Below are 20,192 nucleotides of genomic sequence, written 5' to 3'. Positions count from 1 at the left end.
CCGGACGCGAACGGCCCCGGCACCGGCTGCCGACCGGGCGGCCGCCTTCATCTCAGAGAGGAAACCAGGCATGAGTCTGCACACCGGGGTCAGCCGTACCGCGGTGGTGATCGCGCAGGCCAGGGAGGCCGAGAGCGCGCGCCCCGACCGGTTGTTCGCCGACCCCCTCGCGGGCCCGCTGGCCGAGGCCGCCGGCCGGATCCCCGCAATCAGCGAGGCGGGACGGCGCGCGGCCGAGCACTTCGTGCTGCGCACCCGCTTCTTCGACGACGCGCTGCTGGAGGCGGCCGGGGACGGCCTGCGGCAGGTGGTGCTGCTGGCCGCCGGCCTGGACACCCGCGCCTTCCGGCTGGACTGGCCCGCCGGCACCGAGGTGTTCGAGGTGGACCTGCCCGGCCTGGTCTCCTTCAAGGAGGAGACCCTGGCCGGCCTGGGCGCCCGGCCCTCCTGCGCGCGCCGCGCGGTCGCCGCCGACCTGCGCGACGACTGGCCCGCCGCGCTCGCCGACGCCGGCTTCGACCCGCGGCGGCCGACCGCCTGGCTGGTGGAGGGCGTGCTGATGTACCTCACCGCCGACGACGGCGCCCGCGTCCTGGACACGATCGGCGCCCTGTCCGCGCCCGGCAGCCGGCTGGCCGTCGAGCACCTCAACCGCGCCTACATCCAGCTCCCGCAGCTGGCGCCGGCCGTGAACCGGCTGGCCGCCACGCAGGCCTCGTGGCAGTCCTCGGTGGAGGACCCGCGGACCTGGCTCGCCGCGCACGGCTGGCGGGCCGAGGTCACCCACCAGTCCGACCTCGCCCGGCGGCTGGGCCGGCCCGTCCCCGCGATGGCCGACCCCGAGCTCGTCGGCGCCGCCCGCATCTGGCTCGTCACCGCCACCCGTGACGCCGCCTCCCACGCCGCCTCCCACGCCGCCTCCCACACCGCCATCCATGACGCCGCCATCCATGACGCCGCCATCCATCACACCGCCACCCATGACGACAAGGAGAACAACACCATGGCATTCACCGACGACGTGGTACGCGACCTGCTGGTCTCCGTCGGCCTCGACCGCGCCGACGCCGACGAGCACGCGCTGGAGCGCGACTTCGAGGCGCTCGGCCTGGACTCGCTGGCCCGGATGGAGATCGCCACCCGCATCCAGGAGCGCTTCGACGTGGACATCGAGGACAAGCTGACGGCCGAGGTGACCCCGGCGCAGATGAAGAAGCTCGTGACCGAGCGCCTGGCGAGCTGAGACGGAGACGCATGATGATCGGACACACGGACAACGCGATCGAGATCGACGCGCCCATCGGGTTCGTCTGGGACCAGACCAACGACGTCACGGTCTGGCCCGACCTGTTCTCCGAGTACGCCAAGGCGGAGATCCTCACCGAGTCGGAGAACTCGGTGACCTTCCGGCTCACCATGCACCCCGACGAGCTGGACCGCGTCTGGTCCTGGGTGTCGGAGCGCACGTGGGACCGCGACACCTGGACCGTGCGGGCGCGGCGGGTGGAGACCGGCCCGTTCGAGTTCATGAACATCACCTGGACGTACGAGGAGCTGGACCCGGACCGGACGCGGATGCGCTGGGTGCAGGACTTCCACATGAAGCCCGGCGCGCCGGTCGACACCGCGGGCATGACCGAGCGGATCAACGCCAACAGCAAGGTGCAGATGGCGCTGATCAAGGAGAGGGTCGAGCTGCGCCGCCGCCGGGTCGTCGGCTTCCACGACGTCCCGGCCAACACCAAGCGCGGCGGCGACCTGCGCACCATGGTCTCCCCGGCGACGTGCGGCTCGTCCTCCGGCTTCTGCGGCGCCGTACGCCTGCAGCCCGGCGAGTCGGTCTCCGAGCACTACCACCCCTACTCCGAGGAGTACCTGTTCGTCGCCACCGGCACGCTCCGCGTGGACCTGGACGGCGAGCCGGTCACGGTCGGGCCCGAGCAGGCGCTGCTGATCCCGCGCAACGTCCGCCACCGCCTCACCAACACCGCCGACGGCCAGGCGCTGGCGGTCTTCCAGCTCAGCCCGCTCGCGCCGCGTCCCGAGCTCGGGCACGTGGACACCGAGCCCTACCCCGAGAAGGTGAGCGCGTGAGAAGAGCCGTCGTCACCGGTGTCGGCGTGGTCGCACCGGGCGGCGTGGGCCGCGAGGAGTTCTGGAACAGGATCGTGGACGGCAAGCCCGCCATCCGGCGGGTGAGCGCGTTCGACCCGTCCGGGTTCCGCTCCCAGATCGCGGCCGAGGTCGACTTCGACCCGGCCGCCCACGGGCTCACGCCGCGCGAGATCCGGCGCATGGACCGGTTCGCGCAACTGGCCGTGGTCTGCGCCGACGAGGCGGTCGGCGACTCCGGCCTCGACCTGGCCGCCGCCGACCGCGACCGGATGGGGGTGAGCCTCGGCTCCGCCGTCGGCGCCACCATCACCCTGGAGGACGAGTACGTGGTCGCCAGCGACCGCGGCCGCCACTGGGACGTGGACCACCGGCACCTGCAGCCCTTCCTCTACCAGGCGCTGGTCCCCTCCAGCGCCGCCACCGAGCTGGCCGTCCGCTTCGGCGCCCGCGGCCCCGCGGCCGTGGTCTCCACCGGCTGCACCTCGGGCATCGACTCGATCGGCCGCGCGCTCCAGCTCATCCAGGACGGCGAGGCCGACGTCATGCTCGCCGGCGCCTCCGACGCGCCGATCTCGCCCATCACCGTGGCCTGCTTCGACGCCATCCGCGCCACCACCCCGGACAACGACGACCCCGAGCAGGCGTCCCGGCCCTTCGACGCCGGGCGCAAGGGGTTCGTGCTGGGGGAGGGGGCCGCGATGCTGGTGGTGGAGGAGCTGGAGCACGCCCGCCGGCGCGGGGCCCGCGTCTACTGCGAGATCACCGGGTACGCCGCCAGGGCCAACGGCTTCCACATGACCGGCCTGCGCCCCGACGGGTACGAGCTGGGCGAGGCCGTCGCGGACGCCATGCGGCAGGCCCGGCTCAACCCCGAGGACGTCGGCTACATCAGCGCCCACGGCTCGGGCACCAAGCAGAACGACCGGCACGAGACCGCCGCCTACAAGCGAGCGCTCGGCGAGCGGGCCCGCCACATCCCGATCAGCTCGATCAAGTCCGTCGTCGGCCACTCGCTCGGCGCCATCGGCTCCATCGAGATGGCGGCCTGCGCGCTGGTCCTGGACCGGGGCGTGGCGCCGCCCACGGCCAACCTGACCACCCCCGATCCGGAATGCGACCTGGACTACACGCCGCTGGTCGCGCGCGAGGTGACCGCGCGGCACGCGCTCTCGGCGGGCAGCGGCTTCGGCGGCTTCCAGTCGGCGATGGTCTTCTCCAAGCCGGTCTTCTGCGAGCCGGTCTTCTCCGAGCCTGTCTTCTCCGCGCCTGTCTCCTCCGCGCCGGCCTCCTCCACGCCGGCCCCGTCCAAGCTCGGAGGGGTCGCGTGAGCGGGCGCAGAGTGGTCATCACGGGCCTGGGCGTGGTCGCGCCGACCGGCGTCGGCGTCACCGAGCACTGGGAGAGCTCCCTGTCGGGCCGGATCGGCATCGCCCCGCTGCCGGGCGTCGAGGAGGGAGCGCCGATCGGGTGGGCCGGGCAGGTGGCCGCGTTCGACGAGAAGGAGTTCGTGGCCAGCAAGCTGCTCGTGCAGACCGACCGGTGGACCTGGTTCGCGCTGGCCGCCACGCAGCTCGCGCTCGCCGACGCCGCGCTCGACCCGGCCGGCGAGGACCCGTTCGACCTGTCGGTGGTGACCGCCAGCGGGTCCGGCGGGAACGCCTTCGGCCAGCGGGAGATCCAGGCGTTGTGGAGCCAGGGGTCGCGGGCGGTCAGCGCGTACCAGTCGATCGGCTGGTTCTACGCGGCGAGCAGCGGCCAGCTGTCCATCCGGCACCAGCTCAAGGGGCCCTGCGGGGTGGTGGTCGCCGACGCGGCGGGCGCGATCGACGCGCTGGCCGAGGCCGCCAGGGCGATCCGCAGGGGCACCGCCGCCGTCGTGACGGGCGGGACCGAGGCGCCGCTGTCGCCGTACGCGCTGGCCTGCCAGAGCAGCGAGGCGGCGGTCGGCCGGACCGGGGACTACCGCCCCTTCGCGCCGGACGCGCCGGGGTACGTGCCCGGCGAGGGCGGCGCGATCCTCGTCGTCGAGGAGCGCGAGCGGGCCCGCGACCGGGGCGTCCCGACGATCTACGCCGAGATCGCCGGGACCGCGTCCACGCACGACGCCCACCACATCACCGACCCGGCGCCCGGCCACGGCCAGTACGCGCGGGCCATGCGCGAGGCCATCGCCCGCGCCGGGCTCACCCCGGCCGACATCGGCGTGGTCTTCGCCGACGGCGCCGGCGACCCCGTGCGGGACCGGCAGGAGGCGGCGGCCATCGCCGAGGTCTTCGGGCCCCGCCGGGTCCCGGTCACCGTCCCCAAGACGATGACCGGCCGGCTGTGCTCCGGCGGCGCCGCCCTCGACCTGGCCTGGGCCGCGCTGTCCCTGGCGGACGGGGTGATCCCGCCCACCGTCGGCGTCGCGGACGGGGCCGCCGGGCTGGACCTGGTCACCAGCGCCCGCACGGTCTCCGGGCTGTCGGCCGCCCTGGTCGTCGCGCGCGGCTCGGGCGGCTTCAACTCCGCGGCGGTGCTCACCGCCGCCTGACCCGCCCCGCACCACGAACGGCCACCGCCTTTCCGGCGGTGGCCGTTCCGCGTGCTCACACGGTGACCGGGACGCGCTCCGGCGCCTCGTCCCGCATCGGGGAGGGCTCGACCCGCAGGAGGCGGGCGGCCCAGCCGGGCAGCCACCAGTTCCAGCGGCCCATCATCGCCACCACGGCCGGCACCAGCACCCCGCGGATGAGCGTGGCGTCCAGCAGGATGCCCAGGGCCAGGCCGCTGGCGAAGACCTTCACGTCGAGCTCGGGCGTCATGGCCAGCGCCGCGAACGAGATGAACAGGATCAGCGCCGCCGACGTGACCAGCCGCCCCGTACGGCCGACGCCCTGGATGACGGCCTGGTGGGTGTTGCCGGTCCGGTCGTACTCCTCGCGCATGCGGGCCAGGATGAAGACCTCGTAGTCCATGCTGAGCCCGTACAGGAAGGCGAAGATCGTCAGCGGGACGAACTCGCCGATCGAGCCGGTGGGCTGGATGTCGAGCAGCGCCGCGGTCCCCCAGCCGAACTGCCACAGCAGCACCATGGCGCCGATCACCGCGCCGAGCGAGAGCAGGTTCAGCAGGATCGCCTTGAGCGGCAGGAGCAGCGACCGGAAGGCCCGCGTCAGCATCACGAACGTGACCAGCGCGATCAGCGCCAGCATCCACGGGAACGCGCCGTAGGTGTGGGCCTGGAAGTCCATGCTCTGCGCCGCGTTGCCGCCGACCCGCACGGTGTCCGGGGTGCTCTCGCGGACGCGGGTGATGGTGGCCTCGCCGGCGGCGGTGCCGTTCTCCGCGACCGGCAGCACCGAGATCACCGCCGTGCCCTGCCGCCGCCAGGTGTCCGACTCCGGCGCGAGCACGGTCGCGACGCCCTTCACCCGCCTGATCCGCTCGACGGCCGCGGCGGGGTCGCCGGTGACCAGGGTGTCGATCGGTGTGATCACGCCGGCCGGGATGCCCGCGCGGGTGAGCGCCGCGATGCCGTCGTGGCCGGGACCGGTGGTCTTGAGGTGGCCGCTCTCCGGCAGGCCCAGGTTGACGCCGAGCGCGGTCAGCGACAGCGCCAGCAGCAGGCCGCCGGAGACGAGCGCGGCGGGCCAGCGCAGCCGTACGACGCCGCGGGCCCAGGCCGACCAGGCGCGACCGGCGTTCGCCTCGCCCGCGAACCGCCGGCCGGCCGCGGCGCGGCGGTCGAGCCGCTGGCCGGTGAGCGCCAGCAGGACCGGCAGCACGGTCAGCGTCGCGGCCACGCTCAGCGCCGCGATGATCATGCCGGCGATGCCGAGGCTGCGCAGGAACGGCACCGGCAGCACCACCATGGTCACCAGCCCGATGGCCACCGCGACGCCGCTGAACAGCACCGCGCGCCCCGCCCCCGCCATCGCGCGGTGCACCGCCTCGTCGCCGCGGAAGCCGTTGGCCTGCTCCTCGCGCCATCGGGCGACCAGCAGCAGCGAGTAGTCGACGGCGATGCCCAGGCCGAGCAGCGGCATGGTGGTCAGCGCCACGTCGTGCACGGTCATGACGAGCGTGAGCAGCAGGATCACGATGAACGAGGCGAAGATGGACAGGACGGAGATGAGGAGCGGCACCAGCGCCAGCGCCGACCGGAACACCAGGAACAACACGACGACCGCGGCCAGCACGCCGATGCCGATCTTGGCGGGCACGTCCACGCCGCCCGCGTCCACGCTGGGCGCGAGCGTGTCCAGGCCGGTGACGTGCACCTCGGTGCCGGGCGGCAGGTGCGGGGTCATCGCCTTGACGATGACCGGGCTCTCGTCGGGCGTCTCACCGAGCCCGCCGCCGGGCGGGCTGCCGTCGGAGTAGGTGCCGGGGAAGACCAGCCCGAACGTGGTCCGCCCGTCGGAGCCGACCAGCCGGGGATCGGCGGTGTCGGCATAGGACACCACGCGCGACTGCGGCAGCTCGGCGGCCACGGCGGCGAAGGCCCGCCCGATGACCTCCCTGCTCGCGTCCGCGCGCTGCCCCTCGGGCAGCACCACGACCGGCACGAACGGCCGCTGGTAGCCGCCGTTGCCGTAGATCTTGACGATTTCCTGGTTGGCGTCGAACGCCGGCATGCCGGGGTGCGCGTACACCTCGGACAGGCGCTGGATCGCGATCGGGGTCGCTCCCATGCCGACGAAGAACGCCAGGACGGCGAGCAGGGTGACCAGTCCCTTGCGTCGCAGGACAAAGGCCGAGAGTTTCTCCATGCCTCCAGTGCAGCAAAATGATCTTCGAGCGCCGTGCGGGCGTTCTTAGACGGTTATGTGAATCGAGGATCATTGTTCGCCGCCGCCCGCCCGCCGGGTGAGACTGAACGTGTGAGCCGCATCCTTGTCGTTGACGACGAACCCTACCTCGCCGACCTCGTGTCGACCGCACTGAAGTACGAAGGCTTCGAGACGGCGACGGCCGCCACCGGTGCGGCGGCCGTCGCGATGACCGACTCCTTCCGGCCCGACCTGATCGTCCTGGACGTCATGCTCCCGGACGTGCTGGGGACCGAGGTGTGCCGCAGGATCCGGGCCACGGGGACGGAGGTGCCCGTGGTGTTCCTCACCGCCCGGGACGCGACCGAGGACAAGATCGGCGGGCTGACCGTGGGCGGCGACGACTACGTCACCAAGCCGTTCAGCCTGGAGGAGCTGATCGCCCGGATCCGGGCCGTGCTGCGCCGCACCAGGCGGGCCGAGCCCGGCAGCGGCCGGCTCGGCTTCGAGGACCTGGTGATCGACGAGGACGCCTACGAGGTGCGGCGCGACGGGGTCCTGCTCGACCTGACGCCGACGGAGTTCAAGCTGCTGCGCTTCCTGGTGACCAACGCCGGGCGGGTGGTGACCAAGAGGCAGATCCTGGACCACGTCTGGGAGTACGACTTCGGCGGCAACGACGGCGTCGTGCAGACGTACATCAGCTACCTGCGCCGCAAGGTGGACGCCGTGGACCCGCCCCTCATCCACACCGTCCCCCGCGTCGGCTACGTCCTGCGCCTCCCCAGGGAACCCTGATGCCTTCCCGCGCCCGCCCCAACGTCTCCGGGAAGCCCCGGTGACCCGTCGCGTCCGCCTCGTTCCCGTCGCCCTCCCCAGGAAAGCCTGATGTCCCTTCGCGCGCGTCTCGTCGCGACCGTCGTCGGCCTGCTGGCCCTCGCGCTCGTCCTGGCCGCCGGCGCCACCTTCGGCGCCATCCAGGACTGGCGCGGGCCCGGCAGCTCCCGCCTGCTGTCCCTGACCACCCCGGAGCAACTGCTCGCCGCCTCCGACGAGCTGTCGGAGCGCGTCGCGTTCGTGCTGATCGGCACGTCCGGCTTCGGGCTGGCGGCGCTGACCCTGCTGGCCGCCCACCTGATCCGGCGCGGCCTGCGCCCGCTCGACCGGATCGTCGAGACCGCGGCCGCCATCGGCGACGGCGACCTGGCGCGGCGCGTCGAGGCCGGGCCGCCCGGCACGGAGGTCGGCCGGCTCGGCGACGCGCTCAACGCCATGCTCGGCCAGATCGAGGACGCCTTCCGCGAGCGCGCGGCGTCGGAGGACCGCCTGCGCCGCTTCGTCGCCGACGCCTCCCACGAGCTGCGCACGCCCATCGCGACCATCCGCGGGTACGCCGAGCTGTTCCGCCGCGGCGCCGCCACCCGCCAGGACGACCTGGAGAAGGCGATGCGCCGGATCGAGGCGGAGGCCACCCGGATGGGCTCGCTGGTGGACGAGATGCTGCTGCTGGCCCGCCTCGACCAGGGCCGCCCGCTGGACCGCGAGCCGGTCGAGCTGACCGAGCTGGCCGCCGACGCCGTGGCCGACACCCTGGCCGTCGATCCCGACCGCCCTCTGACGCTCGACCACGACGGCCCCGTCCGGGTGACCGGCGACGCCGCCCGGCTGCGCCAGGTGATGGGCAACCTGCTCGCCAACGTCCTGCACCACACCCCGCCGGGCACCCCGGCCGCGGTGCGGATCGGCGTCGAGGACGGCCAGGCGGTGATCGAGGTCGCCGACCGGGGGCCGGGGATGCCACCGGAGCAGGCGGCGCTGGTCTTCGAGCGCTTCTACCGCGTGGACCACAGCCACGGGGGCGGCGCCCGCCGGGGCGGGGCCGGCCTGGGCCTGTCGATCGTCCGGGCGGTGGTGACGGCCCACGGGGGCGAGGTCTCCGCCCGCTCCGTACCCGGCGAGGGCACCACCTTCCACGTACATCTCCCCCTCAACCACCCCTGACCCCGCTCCTCACCCCGCACCCCCGAGCGGTGACACTTCGATCAGCTCTATCATGTTGATTCAACTTCGATCACGTGAGGATCGATGGGGTCGCGAGGAGGAGTATGACGAACACGGTGACCGGGCGGGCGGGGCCGCTGCTGTCCGCGTGGGGCGCCAGGGCCGAGCCGGAAGCCCTGGCCCATGCCCTCCTGCCGCCGGAGACCGCGCTGCCGGTCCCCGCCGCCGGGTCGGACCTCTGGCGCCGGGCGGGCGAGGGCGGCGGGCTCGACGCCGTGCGCGAGCGGGCCCGGGCGGAGCTGGGCACGCCCTGGCCGCAACCCCTGGCCTCGCAGTACGCGCGCTACTTCCGCGACGGCAACCGCACCGTGTACGAGTCCAGCGTGTTCACCCGCCAGGACCGCCTCACCCGCGCCGTCCTCATGGCGGCCACCACCGGCGGGGAGGTGTGGCTGGACGAGGTGGCCGATGGGATCGTCCTGTTGTGCGAGCAGAGCTCCTGGTGCTGGCCCGCCCACGAGGACACCTGCCGCCCCAGGGGCACGGTCCTGCCCGACCCCGCGGCCCCCTGCCTCGACCTCGGCGCCGCCGGCGTGGCCGCGCAGCTCGCCTGGGCCGACCAGGTCCTCGGCGAGCGGCTCCAGGAGCGCTTCCCCGGCCTGCGCGAGCGGGTGCGCGCGGAGGTGCGGGCGCGGGTGCTCGACCCGTTCGTACGGCGGCGCGACTGGCACTGGCTCGGCCGTGACGGCGACGTGCACAACTGGTGCCCGTGGATCTGCGGCAACGTCCTCGTCGCCGCGCTGCGCCTGGAGGATGACGCGCGGGAACGGGCGCGCCAGGTCGCGCCGGCCGTCGAGGGCCTCGACCGCTACCTCGCCGCGCTGCCCGCCGACGGCTCCATCGACGAGGGGTACGAATACTGGTGGAACGGCGCATGCCGGGCCCTGGAGGCGCTCGACGTCCTGGCGCACGCCACGTCCGGGACGCTCGACGCGGCGGCCGTGCCGATCGTGCGCGAGACGCTCCGCTTCCCCCACCGCATGCACCTCGGCGGGCCGTGGTACCTCAACCTCGCCGACGCCCGCGCCCGCCCGCCGGCCGGGCAGCCCTGGCAGGTGCCCTACCGCTGGGGCCGCAGGCTCGGCGAGCAGGACGCGGTCCGGCACGCGCTGTCGCAGCGGGCGGCCGGGATCGACCCCTCGGCCGAGCTGGGCCGGGCGCTGCGGGAGCTGGCCGACGACGAGTGGCGCGCCGCAGGGCCGGCCGAGCCGCCGCTGGTGGCCGGGCTCTGGCTGCCGGGCACGCAGGTGGCCCTCGCCCGTACGGCGGGCGGCACCGCGCGCGGCCTGGCGCTGGCCGTCAAGGGCGGGCACAACGACGAGCACCACAACCACAATGACGTGGGATCCGTCGTGGTCGCGGTGGACGGCGTGCCCGTGCTCGCCGATCCGGGGCGGCCGACGTACACGGCGCAGACGTTCGGGCCCGACCGGTACTCGATCTGGACGATGCGCAGCGACTGGCACAACGTGCCACACGTGCGGGGCACGGGACAGGGCCAGGGCCGCGACTTCCGGGCCCGCGACATGCGCGTGACGGACGAACCCATCCCACCTGGCAGGCCCGGGCATGGTGAGCCCGGCCAGCCCGGCCAGCCCGGTCAGCCCGGTCGGTCCGGGCGCTTCGCCGTCGAGCTGGATCTGGCCGCCGCCTACCCCGTGCCCGGGCTGGAACGGTGGTGGCGCACGGCCGTCCTCGACCGGGACGCGGGCCTGGTGACGATCACCGACGCCTGGGAGTTCACCGGCGACGGCGACCCGAGCGTCCTGCGCTTCGTGCTGGCCGGGCAGGTCGAGCGGCGCTCGGACAGGCAGGTCCGCGTGCGGCCGGAGGATGGGGCGCGTACCGTGCTGATCTCCTGGGACCCGGCGGGCGCGACGGCGGCGCTCACCGTCCGTACGCTGGAGGACCCGATGCTGTCGGACGTGTGGGGCGAGCGTCTGACCAGACTCGAACTCGCCCTCCCCGGCACCCCGCGCGGCGCCTTCGAGCTGCGGGTGGAGGTGGGAGAGTGAACCGCCCGCACGGCGGCTCCGGCTCGCACGGCGGCGTTCTCCCGGTTCCTTCATCCGGCACCGTGGCGGTGCCTTCGAGAAAGACGGTGCCACAGTGACACTGCCCGATCCGCCCGGCCCGCTGCCGGACGAACGCCGGGCCCGGCTCCTGGAGCTGCTGCGCCTGCGCGGCGTCGTACGCGTCAACGAACTGGCCACCGAGCTGGACGTCTCGGTCATCACCATCCGCCGGGACATCGCGCTGCTGTCCTCGCAGGGCCTCATCCGCCGGGTACGCGGCGGGGCCGCGCTCCAGAGCGGCCCGGTGGCCGAGACCCTCCCGGCCGGGGAGCCCGCACGGCCGGCGGAGCGGGAGGAGCCCCGGCTGACCGTCGGCATGGTGGTGCCGTCGCTCGACTACTACTGGCCCGACGTGATCCGCGGCGTCCGCGAGGCCGCCGCCGCGTCCGGGGCGCGGATCGTGCTGCGGGGCGCCACCTACCAGGCCGCCGACGAGCGCCGCCAGCTCGCCCGGCTGGTCGAGGCGGGCGGCCTGGACGGGCTGCTGGTGGCCCCGACCACGACCGGCGACGACGGCGAGGAGCTGGTGCGCTGGCTCCGGGGCACGGGGGTGCCGGTCGTGCTCGTCGAACGGGCCGCCGCCGTGGGCGACCACCGGGAGGCGATGGAGTCGGTGGTCAGCGACCACGCGTTCGGGGCGGCCATGGCCGTACGGCACCTCGCCGCCCTCGGCCACCGCCGCGTCGGGCTGATCACCACCCGGCAGAGCCCGACGAGCCCGCACGTACGCCGCGGCTGGCGGCAGGCGTGCGAGGAACTCGGCCTCCCCCTCGGCACCGCCCACGACGGCGACGGCAGGGGTGGCGCTGGGGTGCCGGACGCGGACACCGTCGATCAGCGGGACCCCGGATGGGCGAAGGCGCTGGACGAGGTGCTCGACCAGTGCGTCGCCTCGCGGACGACGGCGCTGCTCGTCCACTCCGACCCCGAGGCGATCAGCCTGGTGGAACGGTGCCGGGAGCGCGGCCTCCGGGTGCCCGGCGACCTGGCCGTGGTGGCGTACGACGACGAGGTGGCCGAGTTGTGCGACCCGCCGCTGACCGCCGTCCGGCCACCGAAGGCGGCGGTGGGGCGGGCGGCGTTCGCGATGCTCGCGGCCCGCCTGGCCGACCCCGACCCGGAGCGGCCCACCCACCGGATGATCGTCGAGCCCCGCCTGATCGTGCGCTCCTCCTCGTCCGCCTCCTGACCCCTCGGCCGTCCGGCACGATCCTTCGACTCTGCGGGCGGTCAGACGGGGAGGTGGTCGCGGGTGCCGTCCGGCCAGCTCAGGGCCGCGGTGCCGGGGGTGTCCCAGGTCAGGGCCGGGGGCTCGCCCGGGGACCGGCCGCCGAGGTGGATCGCCGCGTCGTACCAGGTGCCGGGGCGGGCCGGCGTCTCGGTGGCGCACCACGGGACGAGGGTCAGCGGGGCGAGCGGTGAGGCGTCCGCCGCGCGCAGCACGCCGGACGCGCCCAGCCCGGAGCCGGGGACGACGCGGGAGGTCAGCCTGCCGTTCCCCACGCTCGCCGCGTCCTCCTGGACGTCTCCAAGGGCGGGCAGCGGCCACCCGCCGATGCGCAGCGGCCCCCCGGCGTCCCCGCTGGGGGAGGCGGACCCGGTGGGCGAGGCGGACCCGGTGGGGTAGGGGGACAGGCGTACCAGGCGGATCTCCCAAGGACCCCGGACGGCGGAGAGCACCTCCAGCCACGGCCCCAGCCGCACCGGCCCGGAACGGCCGCTGCCGTGGTCGGGCCGGTCGCCCTCCGCGGTGACCCAGTGCGCCTGCCAGCGGGACGCGCCGACCAGCGTGCCGGAGGGGAGGCGCTCGGCGCGGACGGTCTCGAACCCCGTGCGGTGGCTGGGCTCGCCGTGCTCGTCGAGGAGGACGACCGACTGGTCCACGGGCGCGCCGGTCAGCAGGGGCGAGGTCGCGGTGGAGTAGCCGAGCCGGCCGTACAGGGGCGAGTCGGTCAGGTTGGTGCCGGGGTGGGAGTGGTCGGTGCCGTGGTTGACGACGCGGACCACGCCGTCGGCGCGGGTGCCGCTGACGAGCCAGCCGGGCGCCCTGACCGTGCGGTGGAAGTCGCCCGACTCGACGGGCAGCGGCTCCTCGGTGGCCGTCCACACCGGGTGATCGGCGGGCAGGGCCAGGCCGAACAGGCCCTTGGCCGCCCAGTACGGAGAGCCGGGCCCGGAGTAGGACTGGGCGATCGGCCGCCACGCGTGGTGCCAGCCCAGCGTCAGGACGCCGTCCTCGTCGGGCGCCCCGTGCTCGGCGAAGTGGCGGGCGATCCCCGACGCGGCCCGGCGCAGCAGCCCGAACCCGGGCATGCCCGTCCCACCGCCCTCCGGTGAGCCGGGGGAGGGGCTGGCGGCGCGGGCGCCCATCCAGAACTGGGCGGCGGCGGCGAAGCGGTAGGTGAGGCTGCGGCCCTGCACCAGCGGGGACCCGTCGGCGCCGACGAGATGGACGGCGTCGTGCAGGTAACGTTCGAGCCGCTCCAGGTACACCGGCCGGCGCGTGTCCGCCATCGCCTCGCCGGCCGCCATCTCGGTCCACATCAGCGGGTAGAAGTGCAGCGCCCAGCCCACGTAGTGGTCGTAGGCGCGCTCGGCGCCGTCGGCGTACCAGCCGTCCTGGCGGGCGAAGCCGTCGGTGAGCGCGAGGCCCTCCGCGATGTCCTTGGCGGAGAAGGGCCCGCCGACGGACGAGAGGAACTGCTCGACGATGATCTGGAACCAGATCCAGTTGATCGGCGGGTAGTCCGAGCCGATCGCGGGCGCGAGGTAGTCGACGACCTGCTCCTGCACCAGCGGCGGCAGCCGGTCCCACAACCACGGCCTGGTCAGGTGGAGCACCAGGGCGATGGAGGCGGCCTCCACCTTCGCCTGGCCGTGCTCGTCGAGCCGGACCCACCGCTCGGGCGAACGGGGGTCGGTGCCGGCCGCGAGCCCCTCGGCGTACCAGTCCATCAGGCCCAGCGGGTCGCGCCCGCCCTCGCCCGCGACCCGGAACCCGGCCGCCAGGAACGTGCGCGCGAACCCCTCCAGCCCGTCCACGTCGGCCCCGTAGCCGCCGGGCGCGCCGGGGAAGGAGACGCGGGCGTGCCCGGCCGACGCGTACGGGCGGGCCGACAGCAGGAGATGGTCGGCCAGCGCCCCCCAGTGATCACGCGTCCATCCCGTGTACGGCGAGAGCCGCCGGTCGTCCAGCTCCCGCAGTGACTCCAGGAACGCAGGCATCCGTCCTCCTGACCCGATCGAACGGGGACGATCAATATCGATCAGATAACGTGATCGATCTGATTAACAAGGTATTGACGCGATTGTAACGATCGGACATGATCGGCGCCATCGGAAAGCGCTTGCCGTAACGGGCCGAGTGACCTGAGTGAAGCGAGGTAATCATCAAGCACAGCAACGTGGTCATGGCGCCTCCGGCGGGGACGCCATGACCGGACGAGCACAGGCCCTGCTGGTCATGGACCAGGCCACGTTCGACGTGCAGTTCCGCGAGCCGCAGCTGCGCCGGCTGCGCACGCTGGCCGACCTCGGCGAGCCGCTCGTGACCGCCGAGCTCGACACGCCCCGCGCGCGCCGCCGGCTGCGCGAGGCCGAGGTGCTGCTGACCTCCTGGGGCTGCCCGCCGCTGACCGCCGAACGGCTCGCCGACGCGCCCCGGCTGCGCGCGATCTTCCACTGCGCGGGCACGGTGCGATCGTTCGTGACCGACGAGGTGTGGCGCCGCGGCCTCCTCGTCACCAGCGCGGCCGACGAGAACGCGATCCCGGTGGCCGAGTTCACGCTCGCCGCGATCATCTTCGCCGGGAAGAAGGCCCCGTTCCTGGCGCAGGACGCGCTCATGCGCCGCGCCGGCTGGTCCTCCCTGGTGCGCCGCGAGGACCTGTCCAACCGCGAGCGCACGGTCGGGGTCGTCGGCTACTCGCGGGTGGGACGCCGGGTCGTCGAACGGCTGCGCGCCCTGGAGGTGGAGATCCTCGTGGCCGACCCGTACGCCTCGCCCGCCGAGGTGGGCGCGGCCGGGGCGCGCCTGGTCGAGCTGCCCGAGCTGCTGCCCCGCTGCGACGTGCTCTCGCTGCACGTCCCCCAGCTCCCGGCCACCCGCCACCTCATCGGCGCCGCCGAGCTGGCCGCGCTGCCCGACGGCGCCACCGTGATCAACACCGCCCGCGGCGCCGTCCTGGACACCGCGGCCCTGGAGCGCGAGTGCGCCGCCGGGCGGCTCAACGCGATCCTCGACGTCACCGACCCCGACCCGCTGCCCCCGGGCTCGCCGTTGTACGGCCTGCCCAACGTCATGATCACCCCCCACGTCGCCGGATCTCTCGGCTCGGAGACCCGGCGCATGAGTGAGAGCGCGCTCGACGAGCTGGAACGCCACGTGACCGGCCGGCCGCCCCGCGCGGCCGTGACGGTGGACGAGTTCAAGGTGAGCGCCTGAGCGCCGGATACCGGCTCAACCGGAAAGGAACCGGATCAATGATCGCTTTGAACACCTCACGCCGTCTGGCGGCCGTGGCCGCCCTCGCCCTCGCCGTGACCGCCTGCGGCGGCTCGGACGAGCCGGCCGGCGGCGGCGACGGGAACGTCACGCTGCGGGTCTCGGTGTGGAACCTGGCCAAGACCCCGGAGTTCACCGCCCTGTTCGAGGCCTTCCAGCAGGCCAACCCGACCATCAAGATCCAGCCGGTGGACATCCTCGCGGACGACTATCCCGAGAAGGTCACCACGATGCTGGCCGGCGGCGACACGACCGACGTGATCACCATGAAGAACGTCATCGACTACTCGCGCTACTCCAGCCGCGGGCAGCTCCTCGACATCACCGACGCGGTCAAGTCCACCGACACCTCCAAGCTGGCCGGCCTGGACGCCTTCGACGTGCAGGGCAAGTATTTCGCGATGCCGTACCGGCAGGACTTCTGGCTGCTCTACTACAACAAGAAGGCATTCGAGGCGGCCGGCGTCACCATGCCCGACAAGCTCACCTGGGACGAGTACGCCAAGCTCGCCCAGCAGCTCACCCGCGAGGAGGGCGGCAAGAAGGTCTACGGCGCCTACCACCACACCTGGCGCTCGGTCGTGCAGGCCGTCGCCGCCGCGCAGAGCGGCGGCGACCAGCTCGGCGGCGACTACTCCTTCTTCAACGACCAGTACGCGCTCGCGCTCGGCCTGCAGAAGTCCGGCGCCGTGCTCGATTTCGGCACCGCCAAGGCCCAGAAGTCGGACTACCGCACCCAGTTCGAGACCGGCGCGGCCGCCATGATGCCCATGGGCACCTGGTACATCTCCGGCATCCTGGAGGCCAGGAAGAAGGGCGCCACCGACGTCGAGTGGGGCCTGGCCCCGATGCCGCAGCGCCCCGGCGGCACCGAGGTGACGACGTTCGGCTCGCCCACCGCCTTCGCCGTCAACGCCAAGGCCGAGCACGCCGACGCGGCCAGGAAGTTCGTGCAGTTCGCCGCGAGCCAGGCCGGCGCCGAGGCGATCACCAAGGTCGGCGTGGTGCCGGCGCTGCAGACGCCCGAGATCACCAAGGCGTACTTCGCCGCCGAGGGCATGCCCTCCGACGAGCTGTCGAAGAAGGCGTTCGAGCCGGACAAGGTCGTGCTGGAGATGCCGGTCAGCGAGAAGGCCTCCGACATCGACACGATCCTCAACGAGGAGCACGAGCTGGTCATGGTCGGCGAGAAGTCCGCGGCCGACGGCATCGCCTCCATGAACGAGCGCGTCAAGAACGAGGCGCTCGACTAGGCCCCCGCGCACGACTTCTCAGACGGCACAAAGGACGGTCATGGCCGATGTGATGACGCAACCGGCGCGGCCCGCGCCGAAGGCGCCGCCCCGGCGCACGCGCGCGTGGCGCGACATCCTCGTCGGATGGAGCTTCATCCTCCCGAACTTCCTCGGGTTCGCGCTGTTCACCCTCATCCCGATGCTGGCGGCCTTCGCCCTGGCGTTCCTGGACTGGGACTCCTACAGCACGCCCGAGTGGGTGGGGCTGAAGAACTTCCAGCGCATGCTCGGCGACGAGAACTTCCACGTCGCGCTGGGCAACACCCTCTACTACGCGGCCGGCCACATCCCGCTCACGCTGGTCGCCGCTCTCGGCCTGGCGCTCGTGCTCGACCGCAAGCTGCGCGGCATGGCCTTCTTCCGCACCGCGGCGTTCTTCCCGTACGTCACCTCGCTGGTCGCCGTGGCGATCGTGTGGAACATGCTGTTCAACCCCACGGCCGGGCCGGTCAACCAGGTGCTCGGGGCGCTGGGCGTCGACGCCCCGCCCCGCTGGGTGGCCAGCACGGACTGGGCGATGCCGGCGGTGATCGTCACCAGCGTGTGGCGGGACATGGGCTACTACATGGTGCTCTACCTGGCCGGCCTGCAGACCATCCCCAAGGAGTACTACGAGGCCGCCACGGTGGACGGCGCCGGCGCCTGGCAGCGCTTCTGGAGCATCACGCTGCCGAGCCTGCGGCCGACCACGTTCTTCGTGCTGGTCATGCTGACGATCCAGAGCTTCAAGGTGCTCGACCTCATCGTGGTCATGACCGAGGGCGGTCCCGGCCGCAGCACGAAGGTGCTGGCGCAGCTCGTCTACGAGCAGGGGATCAGGGAGGGCCGGTTCGGCTACTCCTCGGCGATCGCCCTGGTGCTCTTCCTCATCGTGCTCACCGCCACCCTGATCCAGTTCCGGCTCAACGAACGGAGGAACGGCTGATGACGACGCTGCACGACGCTCCCCCCGTGGCCGGGCGGCGTCCCGGGCCGGAGCCGGGCGGGCGGGGCCGGCGGGGGCGCGGGATCGTCCGCGGGGCGGCGGCGTACGCGGCGCTCACTGTGGTCACGGCGCTGGTGCTGGTGCCGTTCGGCTGGATGGTGTCCTCGTCGCTCAAGCGCGACAACGAGGTGCTGACCATCCCGATCCAGTGGATCCCGGACGAGCTGCGCTGGTCGAACTTCGTCGACATCTGGGAGCGCATCCCGCTGCTGACCTACCTGGGCAACTCGGCGTTCCTGGCCGTGGCGATCACCCTGCTGCAGGTGCTCAGCGGCAGCTTCGCCGCCTACGGCTTCTCCAAGGTGCGCTTCCCCGGCCGGGACGGGTTGTTCGTCGCCTACATCGCCACCATCGCCGTGCCGTGGCAGGCGTACATGGTGCCGCAGTACATCATGATGCAGCGGGCCGAGCTGACGAACACGTACTGGTCGATCATCCTGCTGCAGGCGTTCGGCGCGTTCGGCGTCTTCCTCATGCGCCAGTACTACATGTCGATCCCCGACGACCTGTGCGAGGCCGCGCGGATCGACGGCCTGAGCGAGTACGGCATCTACTGGCGCATCATGCTGCCGCTGTCGAAGCCCGCGCTGGCCAGCCTGGCCCTGCTCACCTTCGTCAACACCTGGAACGACTACATGGGGCCGTTCATCTACCTGACCAGCAACGAGTTGTGGACCGTGCAGCTGGGCCTGCGCTCGTTCGTCGGCCAGTACGAGGCGGAGTACGCCATGATCATGGCGGGCGCGGTGTTGTCGGTGCTGCCCATCGTGGTCATCTTCCTGCTCGGGCAGCGGTACTTCATCCGTGGCATCGCCACCAGCGGGCTCAAAGGATGAGCGCGCCGGGCCAGGCCGGCGGGGTACGCCGGTGGTTGCGGCCGGCCGCGCAGACCACGTACGAGCGGATCTTCGGCACCGTCTACGTCGGCCTCATGACGAACGTGCTGCTCGCCGCCGCCTGCGCGCCGCTGCTGGCGGCGCTGGCGATCCTGCGGGACCCGTGGGCGTCGTGGCCGTTCTTCCTGGCGCTGTCGCCGCTGTGCGCGCCGGCGCTGACGGGCGCGTTCGCGTGCTTCGCGGCGCTGGGGGAGCCGGGCGCGGCGGTGGTGCTGCGCCCGTTCCTGACCGGCTACCGGCGCGGCGGCGGGCGCGCGGCGCTGGTGTGGGCGGGCGGCGCCGCGGCCGTCGCGGTGCTGGCGATCGACACCGCGGCCGTCTGGCGCACCGGCTGGGGGCCGGCGCTCGTCCCGTTCTTCGCCACGGCGGCCGGGCTGGTGATCGCCGTGACCGTCGCCCTGCTGACCCTCCTGGCGGAGGGCGAGCCGGTACGGCTGCGCGCCTGCCTCTACCTCGTGGCCCGGCGCTGGTACCTGGCCGCGCTGAACGTCGCCGCGCTCGGCCTGGCCGTCACCGTCGTCCTGGCCAGGCCGGTGCTCGGCGTCCTGCTCCTCGGCGCGCCCCTGCTCTACCTGGTGTGGGCCACCACCCGCTTCGTCCTCGCCCCGCTCCTGCCCGCCCACCCGCAGCGCTGACCGGGGACCGGTCGCGCGGGAACGCGCCGGCCGGTGACCCCGGAGGAGGCCGGGGACCTGCCGTGCAGGAGCGCGGCTGCCGGCGGCCGGCGCGGGGGCCGCGGTCCGGGCGTGGGCGGGCGGGTCAGGCGGTGGGTCTGGCGCGGAGCTGGTGGCGTCTGACCTTGGTGCGGTTGCCGCAGCGGGTCATCGAGCACCAGCGGCGGTTGCCCGCCTGCGACCGGTCCACGAACCGCAGGGCGCAGCGCTCGGAGCCGCACACGCGCACGCGTCTCACCTCGGGTGACAGCAGCAGCTCGGCCGCGTCGCGGGCGACCAGCCCGAGCGCGCCCGCCACGTCGGCCGCGACGCCGTCCGCCGTGCCCGCCGCCAGCCGGCCGTCGACGATCACCAGCCGGAGGACGGGACGCGGCGCCGCCGCCACGGCCTCGTTGATCAGCTCCACGTCCGCGCGGCCGGGCAGGCGGCCGGCGGCGGCGCCCAGCACCGCCCGGTCGATCGCCTCCCGCAGCAGCCGCGCCGACCGCAACAGCGCGTCGGGCCCGGAGTCGGGCCCGGAGTCGGGCCCGGAGTCGGGCCCGGGGTGGGGCGCGGAGTCGGGCCCGGGGTGGGGCGCGGTGCCGGGATCAGGGGGAAGCGCGGTGCCGGGCGCGTCCGGAGCGAGCAGGCCGGCGCCGCGCAGCCACCGCAGCAGGTCTCCCGGCTCCGCGAGCGTCTCCCGTGGCACGTCCCACCGGTCGCGCAGGGTGTTGAGGAAGTCGAGGCACACCCGGCCGCCGTCGCGGATCCACTCGTCGGTCTCTGCCATGTCTCCATTGTCGGGCCGTCCCGCCCCCATGCTACCGTCGCTAACCCCATCAGATGGTTAGTAA

General features: G+C 73.6%; 16 protein-coding genes. 13 read left to right on the top strand and 3 right to left on the bottom strand.

Translation table 11 applies throughout. The features are described from left to right. Nucleotides 1–70 precede the first annotated feature (70 nt). From IO39_RS16120 to IO39_RS16105, 4 genes are read left to right on the top strand one after another with little or no spacing between them, the layout of a single operon-like run. Nucleotides 71–1,243 carry an SAM-dependent methyltransferase gene (locus IO39_RS16120; protein ID WP_063765286.1) on the top strand — a complete coding sequence of 391 codons (1,173 nt, stop codon included), beginning with the start codon at nucleotides 71–73 and terminating at the stop codon, nucleotides 1,241–1,243. 14 nt (nucleotides 1,244–1,257) lie between these two features. Continuing rightward, complete coding sequence (locus tag IO39_RS59405; RefSeq protein ID WP_043623247.1) at nucleotides 1,258–2,094, top strand: cupin domain-containing protein; 837 nt, start codon at nucleotides 1,258–1,260, stop codon at nucleotides 2,092–2,094. Continuing rightward, nucleotides 2,091–3,443, top strand: a complete 1,353-nt coding sequence (locus IO39_RS16110; RefSeq protein ID WP_084772937.1) for a beta-ketoacyl-[acyl-carrier-protein] synthase family protein — start codon at nucleotides 2,091–2,093, stop codon at nucleotides 3,441–3,443. Before IO39_RS59405 ends, IO39_RS16110 begins: the two co-directional genes overlap by 4 nt. Beyond that, nucleotides 3,440–4,648 carry a beta-ketoacyl synthase N-terminal-like domain-containing protein gene (locus IO39_RS16105; protein WP_043622790.1) on the top strand — a complete coding sequence of 403 codons (1,209 nt, stop codon included), beginning with the start codon at nucleotides 3,440–3,442 and terminating at the stop codon, nucleotides 4,646–4,648. Before IO39_RS16110 ends, IO39_RS16105 begins: the two co-directional genes overlap by 4 nt. A gap of 55 nt (nucleotides 4,649–4,703) precedes the next feature. On the opposite strand, the gene IO39_RS16100 is transcribed toward IO39_RS16105, so the two are convergent. Continuing rightward, nucleotides 4,704–6,869, bottom strand: a complete 2,166-nt coding sequence (locus IO39_RS16100) for an MMPL family transporter (protein WP_052422960.1) — start codon at nucleotides 6,867–6,869, stop codon at nucleotides 4,704–4,706. Between the two features lie 111 nt (nucleotides 6,870–6,980). Here IO39_RS16100 and IO39_RS16095 point away from each other — a divergent pair, with 111 nt between their 5' ends. The 4 genes from IO39_RS16095 (at nucleotide 6,981) to IO39_RS16080 (ending at nucleotide 12,194) form a co-directional block, all read left to right on the top strand. After that, nucleotides 6,981–7,667 (top strand): response regulator transcription factor, encoded by a 687-nt coding sequence (locus tag IO39_RS16095; RefSeq protein WP_043622788.1) that lies wholly within the window; start codon nucleotides 6,981–6,983, stop codon nucleotides 7,665–7,667. A gap of 90 nt (nucleotides 7,668–7,757) precedes the next feature. Continuing rightward, entirely contained in the window at nucleotides 7,758–8,870 is a 1,113-nt protein-coding gene (locus IO39_RS16090) for a sensor histidine kinase (protein ID WP_052422959.1), read from the top strand. A 104-nt stretch (nucleotides 8,871–8,974) separates the two neighbouring features. Continuing rightward, complete coding sequence (locus IO39_RS16085; protein WP_084772935.1) at nucleotides 8,975–10,945, top strand: heparinase II/III family protein; 1,971 nt, start codon at nucleotides 8,975–8,977, stop codon at nucleotides 10,943–10,945. Nucleotides 10,946–11,039: 94 nt separating this feature from the next. After that, on the top strand, nucleotides 11,040–12,194 hold the full coding sequence (locus tag IO39_RS16080) for a substrate-binding domain-containing protein (protein WP_052422958.1): 1,155 nt from the start codon (nucleotides 11,040–11,042) through the stop codon (nucleotides 12,192–12,194). 41 nt (nucleotides 12,195–12,235) lie between these two features. Here the strand turns inward: IO39_RS16080 and IO39_RS16075 are convergent, their stop codons facing one another. Beyond that, nucleotides 12,236–14,230, bottom strand: coding sequence for a DUF2264 domain-containing protein (locus tag IO39_RS16075; protein ID WP_043622785.1), 1,995 nt, complete (start codon nucleotides 14,228–14,230; stop codon nucleotides 12,236–12,238). Between the two features lie 208 nt (nucleotides 14,231–14,438). On the opposite strand from IO39_RS16075, the gene IO39_RS16070 reads away from it, so the two are divergent. From IO39_RS16070 to IO39_RS16050, 5 genes are read left to right on the top strand one after another with little or no spacing between them, the layout of a single operon-like run. After that, entirely contained in the window at nucleotides 14,439–15,449 is a 1,011-nt protein-coding gene (locus IO39_RS16070) for a hydroxyacid dehydrogenase (RefSeq protein ID WP_043622783.1), read from the top strand. A 38-nt stretch (nucleotides 15,450–15,487) separates the two neighbouring features. Next, nucleotides 15,488–16,762 (top strand): ABC transporter substrate-binding protein, encoded by a 1,275-nt coding sequence (locus IO39_RS16065; RefSeq protein WP_043622780.1) that lies wholly within the window; start codon nucleotides 15,488–15,490, stop codon nucleotides 16,760–16,762. Nucleotides 16,763–16,802: 40 nt separating this feature from the next. Beyond that, nucleotides 16,803–17,729, top strand: a complete 927-nt coding sequence (locus IO39_RS16060) for a carbohydrate ABC transporter permease (RefSeq protein ID WP_043622778.1) — start codon at nucleotides 16,803–16,805, stop codon at nucleotides 17,727–17,729. Further along, nucleotides 17,729–18,625 carry a carbohydrate ABC transporter permease gene (locus tag IO39_RS16055; RefSeq protein ID WP_043622775.1) on the top strand — a complete coding sequence of 299 codons (897 nt, stop codon included), beginning with the start codon at nucleotides 17,729–17,731 and terminating at the stop codon, nucleotides 18,623–18,625. Before IO39_RS16060 ends, IO39_RS16055 begins: the two co-directional genes overlap by 1 nt. Then, nucleotides 18,622–19,320 carry a ferredoxin-NADPH reductase gene (locus IO39_RS16050; RefSeq protein WP_157548397.1) on the top strand — a complete coding sequence of 233 codons (699 nt, stop codon included), beginning with the start codon at nucleotides 18,622–18,624 and terminating at the stop codon, nucleotides 19,318–19,320. The genes IO39_RS16055 and IO39_RS16050 overlap by 4 nt, the downstream gene beginning before the upstream one ends. Nucleotides 19,321–19,444: 124 nt before the next feature. Here IO39_RS16050 and IO39_RS16045 read toward each other — a convergent pair whose 3' ends face one another. Beyond that, a complete protein-coding gene (locus tag IO39_RS16045) occupies nucleotides 19,445–20,128 on the bottom strand; it encodes a CGNR zinc finger domain-containing protein (RefSeq protein WP_043622768.1) in 684 nt (227 codons plus the stop codon). Between the last annotated feature and the right edge of the window lie 64 nt (nucleotides 20,129–20,192).

It is taken from the genome of Nonomuraea candida, from assembly GCF_000725485.1.
Classification (GTDB): Bacteria; Actinomycetota; Actinomycetes; order Streptosporangiales; family Streptosporangiaceae; genus Nonomuraea; species Nonomuraea candida.
The sequence above is the reverse complement of the archived record's forward strand: the minus strand, read 5'-3'. Positions and strand labels throughout refer to the sequence as shown.